At 34.8% G+C, this 16,744-nt stretch carries 19 protein-coding genes; 14 read left to right on the forward strand and 5 right to left on the reverse strand.

From position 1 onward, the window contains the following. The first annotated feature begins 26 nt into the window (after positions 1-26). From ACQH3L_RS06340 to ACQH3L_RS06365, 6 genes are all read left to right on the forward strand, one after another. Entirely contained in the window at positions 27-1,493 is a 1,467-nt protein-coding gene (locus ACQH3L_RS06340) for a hypothetical protein (protein ID WP_425384789.1), read from the forward strand. A gap of 307 nt (positions 1,494-1,800) precedes the next feature. Continuing rightward, positions 1,801-2,994 carry an aspartate kinase gene (locus ACQH3L_RS06345; RefSeq protein WP_425384790.1) on the forward strand — a complete coding sequence of 398 codons (1,194 nt, stop codon included), beginning with the start codon at positions 1,801-1,803 and terminating at the stop codon, positions 2,992-2,994. Positions 2,995-3,046: 52 nt separating this feature from the next. Beyond that, positions 3,047-3,250: an IS5 family transposase gene (locus tag ACQH3L_RS06350; protein ID WP_007549940.1), complete on the forward strand. Its 204-nt coding sequence runs from the start codon at positions 3,047-3,049 to the stop codon at positions 3,248-3,250. A gap of 33 nt (positions 3,251-3,283) precedes the next feature. Next, on the forward strand, positions 3,284-3,418 hold the full coding sequence (locus tag ACQH3L_RS06355; RefSeq protein WP_255324781.1) for a hypothetical protein: 135 nt from the start codon (positions 3,284-3,286) through the stop codon (positions 3,416-3,418). Positions 3,419-3,443: 25 nt separating this feature from the next. After that, complete coding sequence (locus ACQH3L_RS06360; RefSeq protein ID WP_425384791.1) at positions 3,444-3,665, forward strand: hypothetical protein; 222 nt, start codon at positions 3,444-3,446, stop codon at positions 3,663-3,665. Positions 3,666-3,827: 162 nt separating this feature from the next. Then, complete coding sequence (locus tag ACQH3L_RS06365; protein ID WP_022626389.1) at positions 3,828-3,971, forward strand: Putative reverse transcriptase; 144 nt, start codon at positions 3,828-3,830, stop codon at positions 3,969-3,971. A gap of 223 nt (positions 3,972-4,194) precedes the next feature. Here ACQH3L_RS06365 and ACQH3L_RS06370 read toward each other — a convergent pair whose 3' ends face one another. Together ACQH3L_RS06370 and ACQH3L_RS06375 are read right to left on the reverse strand one after the other, a co-directional pair. Continuing rightward, positions 4,195-6,111, reverse strand: a complete 1,917-nt coding sequence (locus ACQH3L_RS06370) for an ATP-dependent helicase (protein ID WP_425384792.1) — start codon at positions 6,109-6,111, stop codon at positions 4,195-4,197. Positions 6,112-6,238: 127 nt separating this feature from the next. Beyond that, on the reverse strand, positions 6,239-6,667 hold the full coding sequence (locus tag ACQH3L_RS06375) for a WD_0964 family protein (protein WP_010082321.1): 429 nt from the start codon (positions 6,665-6,667) through the stop codon (positions 6,239-6,241). Between the two features lie 212 nt (positions 6,668-6,879). Here ACQH3L_RS06375 and ACQH3L_RS06380 point away from each other — a divergent pair, with 212 nt between their 5' ends. The 8 genes from ACQH3L_RS06380 to ccmE are packed head-to-tail and all read left to right on the forward strand — an operon-like array spanning position 6,880 to position 13,996. Beyond that, positions 6,880-7,467, forward strand: coding sequence for an NADH-quinone oxidoreductase subunit J (locus ACQH3L_RS06380; RefSeq protein ID WP_010962952.1), 588 nt, complete (start codon positions 6,880-6,882; stop codon positions 7,465-7,467). Beyond that, complete coding sequence (gene nuoK / locus ACQH3L_RS06385) at positions 7,458-7,766, forward strand: NADH-quinone oxidoreductase subunit NuoK (RefSeq protein ID WP_425384793.1); 309 nt, start codon at positions 7,458-7,460, stop codon at positions 7,764-7,766. The genes ACQH3L_RS06380 and nuoK overlap by 10 nt, the downstream gene beginning before the upstream one ends. Before the next feature lie 4 nt (positions 7,767-7,770). Further along, complete coding sequence (gene nuoL, locus ACQH3L_RS06390) at positions 7,771-9,618, forward strand: NADH-quinone oxidoreductase subunit L (RefSeq protein WP_022626390.1); 1,848 nt, start codon at positions 7,771-7,773, stop codon at positions 9,616-9,618. Between the two features lie 3 nt (positions 9,619-9,621). Then, complete coding sequence (locus ACQH3L_RS06395) at positions 9,622-11,064, forward strand: complex I subunit 4 family protein (RefSeq protein ID WP_425384794.1); 1,443 nt, start codon at positions 9,622-9,624, stop codon at positions 11,062-11,064. After that, on the forward strand, positions 11,061-12,425 hold the full coding sequence (locus ACQH3L_RS06400; RefSeq protein WP_095742783.1) for an NADH-quinone oxidoreductase subunit N: 1,365 nt from the start codon (positions 11,061-11,063) through the stop codon (positions 12,423-12,425). Before ACQH3L_RS06395 ends, ACQH3L_RS06400 begins: the two co-directional genes overlap by 4 nt. A gap of 17 nt (positions 12,426-12,442) precedes the next feature. Then, positions 12,443-13,486: a biotin--[acetyl-CoA-carboxylase] ligase gene (locus ACQH3L_RS06405; RefSeq protein WP_010082374.1), complete on the forward strand. Its 1,044-nt coding sequence runs from the start codon at positions 12,443-12,445 to the stop codon at positions 13,484-13,486. Beyond that, positions 13,483-13,620 carry a CcmD-like small membrane protein gene (locus ACQH3L_RS06410; protein ID WP_010962957.1) on the forward strand — a complete coding sequence of 46 codons (138 nt, stop codon included), beginning with the start codon at positions 13,483-13,485 and terminating at the stop codon, positions 13,618-13,620. Before ACQH3L_RS06405 ends, ACQH3L_RS06410 begins: the two co-directional genes overlap by 4 nt. Beyond that, positions 13,604-13,996 carry a cytochrome c maturation protein CcmE gene (gene ccmE / locus ACQH3L_RS06415; protein WP_010082373.1) on the forward strand — a complete coding sequence of 131 codons (393 nt, stop codon included), beginning with the start codon at positions 13,604-13,606 and terminating at the stop codon, positions 13,994-13,996. Before ACQH3L_RS06410 ends, ccmE begins: the two co-directional genes overlap by 17 nt. Before the next feature lie 72 nt (positions 13,997-14,068). On the opposite strand, the gene ACQH3L_RS06420 is transcribed toward ccmE, so the two are convergent. The 3 genes from ACQH3L_RS06420 to ACQH3L_RS06430 all read right to left on the reverse strand — a co-directional run bounded on the left by ACQH3L_RS06420 (position 14,069) and on the right by ACQH3L_RS06430 (position 16,543). Next, positions 14,069-14,443 (reverse strand): hypothetical protein, encoded by a 375-nt coding sequence (locus ACQH3L_RS06420; RefSeq protein ID WP_010082372.1) that lies wholly within the window; start codon positions 14,441-14,443, stop codon positions 14,069-14,071. Positions 14,444-14,540: 97 nt separating this feature from the next. After that, a complete protein-coding gene (locus ACQH3L_RS06425; RefSeq protein ID WP_425384795.1) occupies positions 14,541-15,026 on the reverse strand; it encodes a hypothetical protein in 486 nt (161 codons plus the stop codon). 41 nt (positions 15,027-15,067) lie between these two features. Next, positions 15,068-16,543: a magnesium transporter MgtE N-terminal domain-containing protein gene (locus ACQH3L_RS06430; protein ID WP_038199255.1), complete on the reverse strand. Its 1,476-nt coding sequence runs from the start codon at positions 16,541-16,543 to the stop codon at positions 15,068-15,070. Positions 16,544-16,744 lie beyond the last annotated feature (201 nt).

Raw genomic sequence — 16,744 nt, forward strand, 5'->3', positions numbered from 1 at the left:
TATTAACAGATTATTAAGAGGGGGTTATGAATCCGAGATTAAAAGCATTTTTGGTTGTTTGTAGTATTATTGCATTTTTGATTGCACTTTTGTTTCTCGTGTATTATTTAAATCTTCTTGTTAACTATATCCTTGACCCGATTCTAGTTCGTCCCTTTGAAAGATTATACAAAAACTTAATTGTTGATGGTCTTTATGCCTATTTATCTACAAGCACTTCTAGCCCTGCACTAGCATTTTTGGCTACAGGTTTTATTGTTATTGCTGCGTTTATTTGCCTGAATAAAATGCTTCTTCCCTTGCAAGAGAAGATCATAAACAACTATACCTCCTTTAAAAACAACAATATTGATAGCAATAGCATGTTGTTTGAGGTTTATAAAGATCCAACAATAAAATTAAAGGACAAAATCTTATTCTTCAGTATACACTTGATATATTACCTACAGCTTCCATTTTTGTATATTGCATCAAAGGTATCAGCTCTACGTGGGTTTCTTATATTTAATTTTGGTTTATTATTGTTAAATTATGCACTGCTAATTCCAGTAGCACTTCTTGAGTTAATAAAATATCCATCAGTAAAACTCTTTTCACCTTTGGGTTTGAATGTAAAGCAGCTAAGCTTTTTGTTTAATGTAAGTGATGTGGGTACTAGTAGTCAGAGCGTTCATACTAGAAGTTTTCAGCAAAGCGTTATTGAATGTGCCAAAAAATTAAAGGAAGAACATGGTACGCCGTTAAATGAGTTGGATGAAGAGTTTAAAAGTTATATAAGCGGTTTAACAAGTCAGCAAAAACGAATGATAGAACCTTATCTAAGATTGGATGGTTATGAAACTGGGGAGTGGGTAAATTGGGCAGATTCACAAACCAGATTGACATTGACACAGGCTATAAATTTAGTTTTAATTGCGGCAAGAAAGCAAAATGCAGATATAGAATTATTGAAGTCTATATTACTGGTTCGCTTTGAGGAAAGTAATCGCCAATGTGGTCCTGGAATGCTCAACCGTATCATTTATGCATTAAGTGGTCTTAAAGCGGAAAATAATTTTGCAGCTCAACTAGAGCCTCAGCCAATAGGAAAGTTGGCTAGTGATGCTACTAAAAGATTTCTTGAGAAATATGTGGATAAGCACTACCATAAAATAAAAGTTTTGAAAGAAAATTTTGATAATTTGTATTCACCAAGTTCTGGGGTGGATTTGAGCAGCGTGAGTGATGAAGTAAAGGATGGCACTTCTTATACAAGAGATGCTATAAAAGAATTTGTGTTTAAGGAATTATATGTAAAGTTTTATAACGACTATGGAGAACATATTCGGAGAGGGCAAATAAAACAAAGGCTAAGAGAATTAATAACAGATGAAGTCATAGATGCAGCAATATCTTATAAGATAGACGAGATAGAAATTCCTGCAGAACCACTTACTTATCTTGAAAGAGTAAAAACATTTTTTGGAGGTCATGCAAGGTCTTCTGCTGCTTAGTGGTTTAGTTCGTGCTATATAGCTAAACTGACTTAGATTTACTGACAATTTTAAAACAACAAATTCGTCATTCCGCTACTAGTTAGCGGAATCTATACCGCGAATGAATCCATAGCTGTACGAACATTGTGATTTGAGAGCAATTTGCTGTGCAATTTACCTTCAAAAATGAATGTTCGTACAGCTATGGAATGAATCGTGGTATGACGCGTTAGCTATAGCTTTGTCTTCCCTTTTCTGAATGGCTTGCAAGCTGCTATCTCTACAAAAACTATATTTTTCTTCAGAAGAGAGTTATATTGTAACTATGGACAAAATAATCATAAAAAAATTTGGTGGGACTTCGCTAACTGATTTAAACCGAGTTGCAAATTTGATAAAAAACGATATTGAGAAAGGTTGTAATGTAATCGTTGTTGTATCTGCTGTTGCAGGATTTACTGACCAAATGGTTTTTCAGGCTAGGCAAATCTCAAATTTAAGTTATAGACAAGAGTTATCAGAGTATGACGTTATGCTTTCAGCAGGAGAACAAATCTCTTGCGGTCTATTAGCTATCACTCTCCAATCGATCGGAGTTAATGCTAAATCGTGGCTTGCCTGGCAGTTACCAATTGTAACTGATGATTTTTATTCTGAGTCTAAAATAAAAACAATAAAGATTGAACGTGTGAAAAGATCTTTTGCTGAGGGTTATACTGCTGCGATCATTGCTGGTTTTCAGGGTATAAATGATGATAGAATCACTACTTTTGGAAGAGGAGGCTCTGATATATCAGCAGTTGCCTTCGCGGTAGCCTTTGGTGTTAGAACTTGCGAAATTTTTACTGATATTGATGGAATATATACAGCAGACCCGAGAATTGTTCCAAAGGCACGCAAGCTCAAATTTATCTCTTACGATGAAATGTTGGAAATGTCGTCATCTGGTGCTAAAATACTGCATAATCGTTCAGTACAACTTGCAATGAAACATAACATTAAAGTGCAAGTGCTATCCACTTTTAAGGAAGTAGAAGGCACCACAGTGCTACACAAAAGGGATGTACTAGAGAGATACTTAATTACTGGAATAACTTATAGCACTAATGAAGCTCTTGTAACTTTCACTAACCTTGCAAATAACTTGCGTACTTTAAGAGATATAGCAGGAGCAAACGTTAAAATTGATATGATACATGGGTCAAGTTTTGTTATCTCCAAATTTGATATTGATTTAATGGAAAAGTTACTGAATAAGAATGAAAATTATGCTATAAACGATAATGTAGCTAAAATTTCAATAATTGGTATTGGTGTTATGTCTAACACTGAAGTGATGCACCGCACACTCAAGGTTTTAAGCGAAAAAAAGATAGAAATACTTGCTATCACAACATCTGAAATCAAAATCAGTATAATTGTTCAAAAAGAATGCGCTGTAGCTTTAGTCAAAGATTTACATACTGAGTATGAGCTTGATATGCAGCACTACGTCCAGTTGTCTAAGAGTATGTCTTAAAAAGGAATGAGGAAAAAAATATGATAGTGTAAGTAAAAAATAGGAGGGAAAATTGTATCCAAGTGATATAAGTGATAAGGAATGGGAAATTTTGGAGCCACATGTTGCACAAGGAAAGATAGGGAGGCCAAGAAAGCACAATATCAGAACAATTATTAATGCAATAAGGTATATAATGAGAGGTGGTTGTCAATGGAGAATGCTGCCGAAAGATTTTCCTCCATGGAAGACGGTGTATGACTATTTTCTCAGGTGACGTAGTAATGGCAAATTGGAAAAAATACATAATATGCTAGTAAAAGAGGTAAGAAAAATGTTTGGTAAAAATGAAACACCTTCAGTAGGAATAATTGACAGTCAATCAGTAAAAACCACTCAAAAAGGGGATCCAGAGGATATGATGCTGAAAAAAAATAAAGGGTAGAAAACGTCATATTGTTGTAGATACAGTGGGCTTAATTATTGCGGATGATGTTCATAGTGCAAGTGTTCAAGATCGTGATGGTGCTCTAAATCTTTTCACTCAAGCTAAATACAAGACTCCAACTTTACGTAAGTTTTTTGCTGATCAAGGATACATAGCAAAACCGCTGTTTATTGGAGACAGGATACGATTACCAAGAAAGCTGTTGATGTTACAGGATTTTTCGACAATCTGGACCACAATTTAGCACTGCAGGCTATCAAGAAGCACACAGACTGCAAATGGGTCATACTGTATGTTGAAAGGTGGATGAAATCCCCTATTCAGCAAGCAGATGGCAGTAAGGTAGTTAGGGAAAAAAGGAGTTCCGCAAGGAGGTTCAATAAGCCCAATCATTTCAAACATATTTATGCACCATGCATTTGATATATGGATGAAACAAAATCACCCAACAGTACCATTTGAAAGATATGTGGATGATGCGATAGTGCACTGCAGAACTAAAAGACAGGCAGAATTTATGCGAGCAGCAATTGAAGAAAGATTGGCATAATGTAAGCTAAAATTGCAACCTGATACCAATGCCATTCCAAAACTCCATCATTATACTGCCTTAGTATAACCTTCTCACTTCTATTGTCTATTTGTTTGTTATGTAATAGAAATTGGTATGAGATTGAAGAATTAAGTGTGAACGGTTACAGAATTTTTGCCAGGAGAAACATATAGTTAAAGTAACTCAGATTTGTAAGATATGTTTATCTGCAATTATAGCTTCAACAGTAGGCAATGTTGCTTTTAATTACCTCAACATTTTCTCTTGGCAATTCTTTAATGAACCGAGAAGTGCGCATCGGTTGCCACTGGTTGTTAATTTCCCTCCTATCTGCACATGAAATGATTAACCTTTCTTTGGCTCTGGTTATGCCAACATATGCGAGTCTCCTTTCTTCTTCTAAAGCTTTACCACTTTTGTCATCAAAAGATCTTTGATGAGGAAATAATCCCTCTTCCCAACTAGGTAGAAACACGCACGGGAATTCAAGTCCTTTGGCTGCATGAAGAGTCATAACATATACGGTGTCATCGTTATTCATATTATCCACTTCCATCACCAGACTTATATGCTCCAAGAAAGTTGTGGCATTATCGAAATTTTTTAAAGATGAGATGAGCTCTTTAACATTTTCTATTCGTGCTAAGCCTGTTACCTCCTCATTTTCAAGCATTTCAATATATCCTGATTGGTTTGCTACGATTTTAACGAATTCATGCAGTGGTTTTACGCTTACTATTTCTTCCCAAGCTTTAATTTTATTTAAAAAATCGTTGAGTGAGAGTTTAATTCTTTCGGTTACCTGATTACTATTAACTAATATTTTTGCTGCCTCAAAAAAAGAAATTTTGTTATCCTGAGCAGTCGTGTATATTTTCTTTAGAGTTGTAGCTCCTATGCTTCTTTTTGGCCGATTTACTATCCTTTCGAAAGCTAAGTCATCGTTATTGTTTGTAACAAGTCTTAAATATGCAATTATATCCCTGACTTCCTGACGTTCGTAGAATTTTACGCCACTTATAATCTTGTAGGGAATTGAATATTTTATAAAATACTCTTCGAGAACTCTAGTTTGAAAAGTGGCCCTTACCAGCACTGCAATGTCACTAAATCTGTATTTATTGAGTTTCAATATCTGTTCGCTTATGAACCTTGCTTCAGCTTTCCCATCCCATAATTTTATTAGATTTACCTTTTCCCCTTCAATGTTTGTTGTCCACAATTTTTTTTCTAAGCGAGTCTTATTGTGATTGATAACATATGACGCAGTTGCAAGTATGTGGGATGTTGACCTGTAGTTACACTCTAGTTTAACGGTTTTTGCATTTTTAAAATCATCAGAAAACTTCAAAATATTTTCAACTTCTGCACCACGCCAACTATATATCGACTGGTCATCATCTCCTACACAGCAAATATTTGAGTGCTCTTTTGCAAGGTATTTTAGCCAAAGATATTGTATCGCATTTGTATCTTGATATTCATCTACCATAACATATTTAAACTTGTTTTGGTAGTAGGACAGAACTTCGGTCTTTTGATTAAAGAGCTGTATGTTATATAGCAATAAGTCACCAAAATCGACAGAATTAAGGAATTTCAACCTTTCCTGATACTGGTGATAGACTTTGAGTGCAGTTACATATACTGGCCTAAATGATTGAATATCTTCCACTTCAGATGGCAATAAGCACTTCTCTTTCCATTGCTGAATAATATTCATAATGGTCTTACATTTTTCTGATAGGTAATCAGGATTTATTTCATTGATAATATTTTTTATTACCTGTAATTGGTCATCCACACCAATGATTGTAAAATTGGGGTTTAAGCCCACAATTTCTGCGTGCAGGCGCAAGATTTTTGCTGCAATTGCATGGAAAGTGCCAAGCCATGGTATGTTTGTGCCCGTTAGCTCAAGTACCCTTGATACCATCTCATTTGCTGCTTTATTTGTAAATGTAACTGCTAATATCTCATCAGAATAAGCGTGACCGTTTCTAATTATGTGTGCTATTCTTGAAGTAATCGTTCTTGTTTTTCCCGTCCCGGCTCCTGCCAGTATCAAAACTGGTCCATCTATGTTAGTTACAGCTGATTGTTGTTCTGGATTTAGCAGTGAGAGATAATCGTTCATCGTAGCCCTATAGATTATAACTTCGTAAAGTTAAACCTATGATTGAAATATTGTAAAGGTTTTATTGAATAGAACAGTTAAAGAATGCTTCACTCAAGTACTACATATTTAAACGTAGGTTTTACATCTATTTTGTTTTAGTAGTTTCAGGTGTATGTCGAGTAACAACAACTTGATTTGAGGTATTGGCACCAGAACTTCTGCTTGTTGGGTGGATAAGTGGAGTTTGGAATGGCTTATATGTACGGTTTAGTTCCTTCATTTCTATTTCTTCAACTTCAACAAGGGGTTTTTCTTTTGGGGTATAGCGATTATGCGTTGCAGGTCGTTCAGTGAGATTTTCATATGTTTCTTTCAACCAAGTTCCGATATCATACATAAATCCATACGCTTTTTCTTTAAATTCTCTCAATGATCTACTGAAACTTGCTAGTGTGTTATTAAAGTAAATTGTCATATAGTCTCTTGTGGTGTATTGATAACTTTCTCCATCTAGTCTGCTACTTTGTGCGTTAGAACTATTGTTGCTTTTAAAATAACCAAATATGTTGTACATTTTGAGCCGCCATTAATTACTAACATACACATATTATATATTGATAAATTAAGGACTTAGTGTATTGATTAAGCACTTAGAAAGCGCTCTGTATAATAATTTAAAATGGAGCTGGAGCTTTGTAGTACAATGTTTTCAAACGTTTAATATAATATTGACTTTACAACGATAGTCACTTTAAATTAGTAACTATTGTTGCAGTTAAAGTATCAATGCCTTTTTTCTTTTATTTTTTTGCAATTCTTAGCATTTTATCTGCTGTATGCGTAATTAGTGTAAGAAATCCTGTGCATGCAGTATTATTTTTAATTTTCACCTTCGTTAACTCTGCAGTGCTTTTCATTCTCCTTGGAGCTGAATTCATCGCTATGATGGTACTGATAGTATACATCGGTGCAGTTGCAGTGTTGTTCCTCTTTGTAGTTATGATGCTCGATATTGACTACATAAGATTGCGCCAGGGTTTTGCGAAGCATTTCACTCTTGGTGCTATATTGTGTGGTGTGTTTTTTTTGATTATCAGTTTTGTAATCCGCAGCTCAACGCTGAATATAAGTAATGTTATAAACTATAATGCCAATAACGTGAAAGCTATCGGTAATTTGCTCTACACTGACTACATGTACGCTTTTCATCTTTCTGGAATTTTGCTACTTGTTGCAATTGTCGGTGCAATTGCTCTTACTTTGCAGGACAAGAAAAAAGGAGTTAAAAAACAGAATGTATTAAAGCAATTGACGCAATCTTCATCTGTAAAATTGGTTAAGGCTAAATTTGGAAAAGGAGTGGAATGGAAATAGGATTAAATCATTTTTTGATAGTTGCTGTTATTTTGTTCACTGTTGGGGTGTGCGGTATTTTCATCAACCGTAAGAGCATAATCAATATATTGTTATCAATAGAAATATTATTGTTGGCGATTAACATCAATCTAGTTGCTTTTTCTGCCTTTATGAATGATATAGTTGGGCAAATTTTTGTGATGTTTGTGTTGACTGTTGCGGCAGCAGAGTCAGGAGCTGGGCTTGCAATATTGGTTGTATATTATAGAAGCCGTGGCAATATAGATGTTGAACAAGCAAATTTAATGAAAGAATGAAAGTATGATGGATATACTGAAATTAATAGTATTTTTGCCACTTTTTGGTTCGCTATTTGCAGCACTTTTTAGAAAAAGTCAGTTAGTTACAACGGCAGGGATTGGAATATCTGCAGTTTTATCTTGGTATGTTTTTCTCACCTTCTCTGAAAATTATCACTTGAGTTTATTTCCTTTGTTTTCATTGAGCATCTTAAAAGTAAATTGGGCAATTAGTGTGGATGCTCTCTCATCCTTAATGCTTATTGTTATTACCACCGTTTCACTGGTAGTACATCTCTACTCTATCGGTTATATGGAGCATGATAAGGGGAAGTCGAGGTTTTTTTCTTACCTATCGCTATTTACGTTTTGCATGATTGTGCTGGTTGTAAGCGATAATTTCGTGCAGCTTTTTTTTGGCTGGGAAGGGGTTGGCCTATGTTCTTATTTACTCATAGGATTTTGGTTCCAAAAATATTCTGCAAATAATGCAGCAATTAAAGCATTTGTTGTGAATAGGGTAGGAGACTTTGCACTATTGATTGGAATCTTTCTTATTTATTATACATTTCACTCTTTGAATTTTACTGAAGTTTTTGACACAACTGATCTTCTTGGCACGCAGAACATTAGGGCATTCTGCTGTGAATTCAAAGTAACTCATATAATATGCATATTACTTTTTATTGGCTGTATGGGTAAATCTGCACAGCTTGGTTTACATGTTTGGTTGCCAGATGCAATGGAAGGGCCAACTCCTGTTTCTGCACTTATTCACGCAGCAACGATGGTAACAGCAGGTATATTTTTAGTAGCAAAGTGTTCTCCATTGTTTGAGTTATCAAATGTGGCACGAGAATTAATAGTTATCGTTGGAGCACTCACTGCTTTTTTTGCAGCCACCGTTGCAATTACTCAGAACGATATAAAGAAAATAATTGCTTATTCAACCTGCAGTCAACTTGGTTATATGTTCATGGCATGTGGGCTTTCTGCTTACAATGTTGCTATTTTTCATTTAATGACACACGCTTTTTTTAAAGCTCTACTATTTCTTGGTGCTGGCAATGTGATTCATGCAATGCATCATGAGCAAAACATTCAGAAAATGGGAAATTGCTGGAAGAAAATCCCTTGCACTTACGCTCTCATGTGGATTGGATCTCTTGCGCTTTCTGGGATATTCCCATTTGCAGGTTTTTATTCAAAGGATTTGATAATTGAACATGCTTATAGCACGGATAGCTTTGCTTTTGTAATAAGCTTAGTTGTTGCATTCTTCACAGCGTTTTACTCTTGGAGGTTATTGCTTCTTGTGTTCCACAGCCAAAAACAAAGTAAAATTAATATACATGAGGCACCAAAGATTATGCTTATACCATTACTGATACTCGCTTTTGGATCAGTATTTTCTGGAATATGGGGAGCAAATATTTTGAACATAACTAGTAATGCGTTTTGGAAATCAAGTTTAGTGATGATTGATGAGCATGGAGTTCATAATTTCTTTATAAAACTACTGCCAACCTTAGCAAGCCTAAGTGGAATAGCACTTGCGTACCTAATTTACCAATATCAAGTAATTAGGCAAATTAAGAGTAAATTTTTACTTAAGTTTTTGCAGAATAAATGGTACTTTGATGAGGTGTATGAGTTTGTTATAATTGCACCGATAAGGTTTATATCTAGGCTTCTATGGAAGTTTGATGTTAAGGCTATTGATTCATTTGGACCAAATGGTGTTGTAAGGTTGGTTAATGAATGTTCAAAAAGTTCTATAAAGTTACAAACTGGTTATATATTTGATTATGCATTTATTATGTTTGTTACTCTAATAATCGGTGCTTTATATATTATTGGAATTAAATAGAAGGTGTTGTTACTTAGTATATTCTTGCTTCCACTGATAGGAGCGTTGATTTTATCCTTAATCAGGATTAATCATCAATCTATACACTTAAGATTCCTTGCTCTATTTTTTGCTGTACTTCCATTTTTGCTTAGCATTGTAGCTTGTATAGAATTTGATTATAACAATGCGGACTTTCAGTTTGTCAGCTACCCAATTAGAAATGTTGGAATAGGGATAGATGGTATATCGTTGCTTTTCCTTCTGCTTACAACTTTCTTGTTTGTAATTTGTATACTCTACAACTGCAAAATGAGTTATACGACCCTAAAAGCCTATATGGCATTGTTTCTACTGCTTGAGAGTTTTGTAGTCGGTTTTTTCGTTTCACTGAATGCTATAAGCTTTTATGTGTTTTTTGAAGCTGTTTTAATACCAATGTTCTTTATTATTGGCATCTGGGGAGGAAAACACAGGGTATATGCAACGTTTAAGTTGTTTCTTTATACATTAACTGGCTCATTATTATTTCTACTTGGATTGGTTTACATCTATAACATTTTTGGAACGTTTAATATACAAAAATTAGCTACATTAGTGCCAAGCCTTGATCTTGAAGTGCAGTCATTGCTGTGGATTGCATTTTTTATTTCTTTTGCAATAAAAGTACCGATGTTTCCATTTCACACTTGGCTTCCTGATGCACATGTGCAATCACCAACTTCTGGATCTGTGATTTTAGCTGGCTTGCTTATTAAAATGGGGGGATATGGATTTTTAAGGTTTTCTATTCCAATGCTTCCTCAGGCAAGTTTGTATTTTTCAAATTTCGTTGTTGTGCTGAGCATTATTGCGGTGATATATGCTTCTCTAGTTGCGTTTGCTCAAGATGATATAAAGAAGTTAATAGCTTATTCTTCAATAGCACATATGGGGATCGTTACTGCTGGCCTCTTTTCATTTTGTGAGGAAGGAGTACTGGGTAGCATATTTCAAATGATTAGTCATGGCCTTATTTCTGCTGCTTTATTTTTATGTGTTGGAATGCTATATACTCGAACTGGAACTTTGGAGATTGCAAAATATTTTGGCATTGTAAACACAATGCCAAAATTTGGTTTTATGTTCATTTTATTTTCAATGGCTTCAATAGGGCTACCTGGAACATCTGGGTTCGCAGGTGAGTTTTTGGCTGTGGTTGGAATGTTTAAGAGCATAGGGTTTTTTACAGGATTTATCGCACTTGGCACTATTTTAAGCGCAGTTTATATGCTGAATTTATGTAAGCAAATAATATGGGGGGTTAGCTATTCTAAATTATTAAATAACCGTTTGGATAGCATAGAATTTTCTGTCTTAATTCTGCTTGCAGTGTTTGTTATTTTGCTTGGATTTTACCCAACCCTTGCACTGAATTATTTGAAGCCATGTATGGCAAATTTGTTAGTCAAATATAATGCGCTATGAATTATATACAGATATTGCCGGAAACGTTCTCTATTATCTCCTCGTTAGTGTTGCTGCTGCTTGGGATTATATTTAACCGCAGAACTATCAACTTATTAGCACTTGGCTGCACAGTGGTAACTTTGATTATTTTAATTCTTTCGGCAGAAAACAATGAAATTTTTCTCTTTAATTCGTTGTTAAAACTCAATTTATACATCAGGTCAGCCCAAGGGTTAATTCTCAGCACAGGAATTTTAATACTTTTGATGCTGAATTTATCAAAATATGACTATAAGTATGAATTTTCAATGCTGATTCTTTTTGCGCTATTTGGCATGATAACTTTGGTTTCAGCAAATAGTCTGATTTCTTTTTATTTAGCTTTTGAGTTGATGAGTATATCTTTGTATGTTCTTGCGAGCTTTAATAAAGATTCGATTTATTCATGTGAAGCAGGAGTGAAATATTTTACACTCAGTGCATTATCTTCCTGCATTATGCTATATGGAATGTCGCTGCTTTATGGATATACAGGACAAGTCAATTTCTCTGAGCTCGGTTCATTCTTGCAAAACCATCAGATAACTTATGGAATAGTTTTTGGGTTAGTCTTTGTCCTAATTGGTTTGTGTTTCAAGCTTGCTATTGCTCCTTTTCATATGTGGGCTCCAGATGTCTATCAAGGTGCACCTACCATAGTAACTGCGTTTTTTTCTACGGCCCCAAAAGCTGCACTTGTAACATTTTTAATTCGATTGATGAATGAAGAGTTAGTAAATGTAAAAAGTTATGTTCAGCCTATTTTCTTATACGTTTCAGCATTGTCTGTTCTTATCTCAGCTTTTGGGGCCTTACGTCAGCAAAACTTAAAAAGGCTGCTTGCTTACAGTTCAATTGGTCACATTGGTTTTATATTTGCTTCACTTTCTATTTTTACACAAGCAGGAACAGATAGTGCCTTAATGTATCTGGTGATATATATCATCACAAGCATAGGGCTATTCTCATATCTTGTACAAATTGACGATGAAGATTGTGATATTGCAAATTTATCTGGTATAGGGAAGAAACGCCCAATTGTAGCATTTCATCTTTCTGTACTGTTACTCTCGATGTCGGGAATACCTCCACTTGCAGGTTTTATCGCTAAATTTTTTATATTCAAAAGTTTAATAAATTCTGGCTTTATCAGCCTGTCTTTGACCCTTGTGGTGGCGAGTGTTGTATCGTGTTACTATTATCTAAATATTATAAAAGCTATGTATTTCGATAAAGCTAGTGGTAATAAGGTTGCTTATTCTAAGGGCCTATTCATTATCACTTCGGTGGCTTCGCTGATCAACCTCGTTCTTTTCTTGTACGTTTTACTCACTCATTGAACTAAAGGGCTGACAAGGTGACCCCTGAGGGTTTTCATATTCATCATTACAAAAAAGTTTCAAGCACTAATAAAGAAGCGTTGGATTTAATTGATAAAGGAATATCAAATGAAACTATTATTGTTGCTGATAAACAAACAGAAGGCAGGGGGCGCACCGGAAAAAACTGGATTTCTCCAGAGGGTAATTTTTATGCAAGTTTGGTAATAAACCTCTTTAACGATTATCTGAATGAAAGCCAGCTTTCGGTGTCATTCCAGCGCGTGACGCTGGAATCTAGAAATCAAGAAGAATGGTCAAGCACACAACTGTACAAACGTTGTGGTATTCCCACCAAGGATGATGTCATCCGAGTAGCCTGGCACTGGGATCCAGAAAACTTAATTACAAATGGGCACATCAGGCAACTGTGTAATAAGAACTGGATTCCAGTGTCACGCACTGGAATGACACCACATACCACCTGCAAATTGCAATGTTCGCATAGTTATGTGTCAAGCACTGGGGAAAATACTGGGATGATAGAAAGAGGTTTAATGAATCAAGTTAGCAAATTAACAGAATTGACTTTTGTTACTGCTCTTGCTGTTGGAAATGCTATACTGTCATTTATAAATGGTCTAAATCTCCAGTATAAATGGCCAAATGACATTCTAATCGATGGCAAGAAAATAAGTGGAATATTGCTTGAAAAAAGATCCAATTCGAATTGGCTCATTATAGGAATTGGAATTAATGTCAGTCATGCACCACTTCCAGGAACAACGTGCATTAGCAATTACGGTGAGTCTGTGTCTAACATAGATCTGTTAAAGAAATTAATAATAAATTTTAATAAGCTAAGAAAGCAATGGCTACTTGATGGGTTTTATGCTATAAGAGAAATGTGGTTAAAAAAAGCATTCAAAATGAATGAGCAAATCAGTGTAAAGTTAGCTGACAAATTGTATGAAGGAATTTTTGCTGATATAGATAAAAGTGGTAAATTGGTGTTGCAGCAAAAGGATGGAAGCTTAATTTATTTTGATGCAGGTGAGTTATTTATTGATAATGCATTATGAATACATATGTAATTTTTGCTTACCTTATTAGTTTCACGCTGATTGCTGGAGAGCTAATTTTTACCATTTCTTGTTATACTAAAAGTAAAAAAATTCTAGAAAGCCTGAAAGATAATCATGAAGAAGAAACATAAGCGATTACTTATAACTTCAGGAATTTTCTGCTTTTTAAGTTGTGCAGTTTTTTTTATTTTAACAACGCTCAAAGAAAATATCTCATTTTTCTATACAGTAAGTGAGGCAATAGTTTTACCAAATGGTCAAAAACTAATCCGTGTTGGTGGAATGGTTGTTGAAAATAGCGTGATACGCAACGAAAGTGAAGTGATTTTTCAAATGACAGATTTTAATAAGAGCGTTATGGTGAAATATCAGGGAATACTTCCACCAATGTTTTCAGAAAAAAGTGGTGTTGTTGTGCAAGGTAAAATGTTTGATAATAGTACTTTTCTTGCAGATACAGTGTTTGCAAAACATGATGAGAACTATATGCCGAAAGTTTTAAAATAGATTCCTTAACCTGGCTGTATTGAAACGGTATGTAGAGAGAGTCACAGCCTAGAGACTATTACTCTTTCCAGTTTAACCCCAATCTGGTTCATTAATGGTATTGTTTTCTAATTCCTCTACTTTTGTCTGTAAGTTATTCAGGCTCTGTACTAAACCACTATTTTCATTACCAACCTTTGTAATTAGCTCGTCAAGCTTACTCCTTTCTTCTGTTAGCATGTCATTTAATTGACTGATAGAGTTGCTATTGTTATGCAATACATCATCCAATTCAGGAACGAATTTCGTGTTCAGCTCTGCGATTAATTTATCTAAAGCTTTGTGGACATAACCAAGCTGCGCTGGATTTCGCGCAACTGTTTCATCATAACCTTTAGGTTTGGTGTTAACTTCTATTTTGCTTATTACTTTAAGTTCGTTTTTGCTTTCTTGTTTACTATTATTCATGCTAACTCCTATAAAAAATTATAATTTTAAAATCAATTCAGCTACATTGAAGTAGTATGTGGAAAGAGTAACAGCTAGCAAGCTATTACCTTTTTTATTAAAGCAACCCGTTCTCTTCGCCAGTAGCATGAGGGAATATGGAAGCTTCTGCAATGCCTGGCTGATCATCACGAAATTCCTGAAGCTCATCTCGAAGAGTTTGAAGTTGACTTTTTATTTCAGTTGTATTGTTCCCTATATTTGATATAGTTGTTGACAGTGGCTCCACTATGCCAGTTGTAATGTTAATGCTTAAACTTGTGTTATACTCATTAATACTGTCTATCAAGCCATCATAAACCTTTTTAAGGTATGTTATAGCTGCGGCTGTTTGCTTCATTTCCGCTATAGGTATTTTTTCCAGTGGCTGATTTATATCAAAATCTAACTCCTTAGCACCTTTTTCTTTATTCTGAATTTTTACTGAATCTATACTTGGTTTTACAAAATCTGGTTTTGTAAAAACCGGGCTCTCAAGTTTTAGTAATTTACTTTGGTCTGAAGGCTCGTCACCAAAATATAATTCTACATTGTTTTTACTCATAATAAGTTACCTCCTATAAAAAAATTGATTTTCATAAATTGCTACCATACAAGTAGCATTGAATCGTTATTGTTTTCTACTATTGTAAAATCTGGAGCTTCTGCAATGCCTGGCATATCGTCCTTGATTTGCTTGAGCATCTCAATCATTTCCTTGTTCTGTTTACTCTGCTCGTCAAGTTTCCCTTTTAATGCATCAATAATAGCTTTAGACTGATCTTGATTGCTGAGATCACCGATCACAGCTGTCACTTTCTCATAAGGCAGTTTGTGAATGATGTCTTTAAGCTCTTCTGCGCCTACGTTATCCAAAAGTTCTTTAAACTGCTCATTAGACATATTGCGAGCAAAAGCTTGAAGTTTGTCTGGGTTGTCAACTAAAGACTTAATGATAATCTGAATCTTATTAGAATCAGTTAAATCCTGAGCAATTGCTTCGAGTTTCTCAGGATCAAGCTTATTAACTAAGTCTTTCAGTTGTTCTTCTTGCAGACTATTTACTAAAGCTTTCAACTGATCACCTTCTAATTCTTTGGAGAGTATTGTCAAGTGGTGCTCAGCCAAGTCTTTTGCAAGCACTGTAAATTGCTCGTCATTTAAAGTTTTAATAAGTGCTTTGAACTGATCCACTTTTAAGTGAGGTAAAATTTCTTTTACTTGCTCTGAATTTAATTTTCTCACTAGAGCTTCAAGCTGAGTATCATTTAAAATAGGAACAATTATTTGTAACTTTTCTGGATTTAGTTCCTGAGCGAGGGTTTTTAGCTGGTGATTGGTTAGATGATCCACTAAAGCTTGGAGTTGTTCATCTGTTAAGTTCTCTGCTAAGGCCTGCAACTGGCTTGAGCTCAGTTCAGGAATTATTTTTTGCAGTTGCTCGTTACTAAGAGTATTGGCAAGAGTTTTTAGTTGGCCGTCTGTTAGGCCCTGAATAAAAACTTTAGTAAACGCGTTTGATAGCAACAGTAGCACATCTCTTATATGTCTCTCACCGTAGTATAACATAATGTCTTGTAATACCTCATTGTCAGGTGAATCGATTATATTTCCTGCCTCGTCTGAAAAATAATATTTATTGTTGCCAGTATCTGAATCTTCCCATGTTACATATTTGTATTCCAATTTTTTTGATTTAATAGAACTGCTACACATAGTTTTGAAAGGCTGCACAAGCTCTCTTGTATATGATAACTTAGCCAACTCATTACCGTAATATACAAATGTATGGTTACTTTTTACATAATCTAAGTTAGAATCACTTTTATAATCTTTGGCTACCAGATTTCCTTCATTTTCTTCCTCCAGACATATGTAACTGTCTAGGCAAGAACTGCTGCAAAGTTTTATAGGCAATAAGCCTAGTACTACATCGTTTTTATCATCCAGCGATACAAGCTCAACTTTTTTAATAGGCATAGTAGGATCATTACCTTCAGGCCACTTTATCCTTGTAGTCGGGGTTTTTCTAAACACCTCTTTTCCAGGTATCATCTTAAAAACATGCTTTTTTCCACTCATAGGCGTTACCAATAAATTAATTGTTAGTATTCTAACATTTATTGATTAATTTATTGTTAAGTTAGTATATATTACAATTGTAATAACCAACATTACTTGTGTAGAGAAAAGTTACGAAAAGAAATAGAGATTTTCAGGGAAATAGTATAAAATCCTCATAGATTAAAATAAGCTGCTTTGACAGGTTTTGTGGCGGCTAGA

Origin of the sequence: Wolbachia endosymbiont (group A) of Sturmia bella (genome assembly GCF_964030905.1) — a bacterium.
In the GTDB taxonomy this organism is placed as follows: domain Bacteria; phylum Pseudomonadota; class Alphaproteobacteria; order Rickettsiales; family Anaplasmataceae; genus Wolbachia; species Wolbachia pipientis.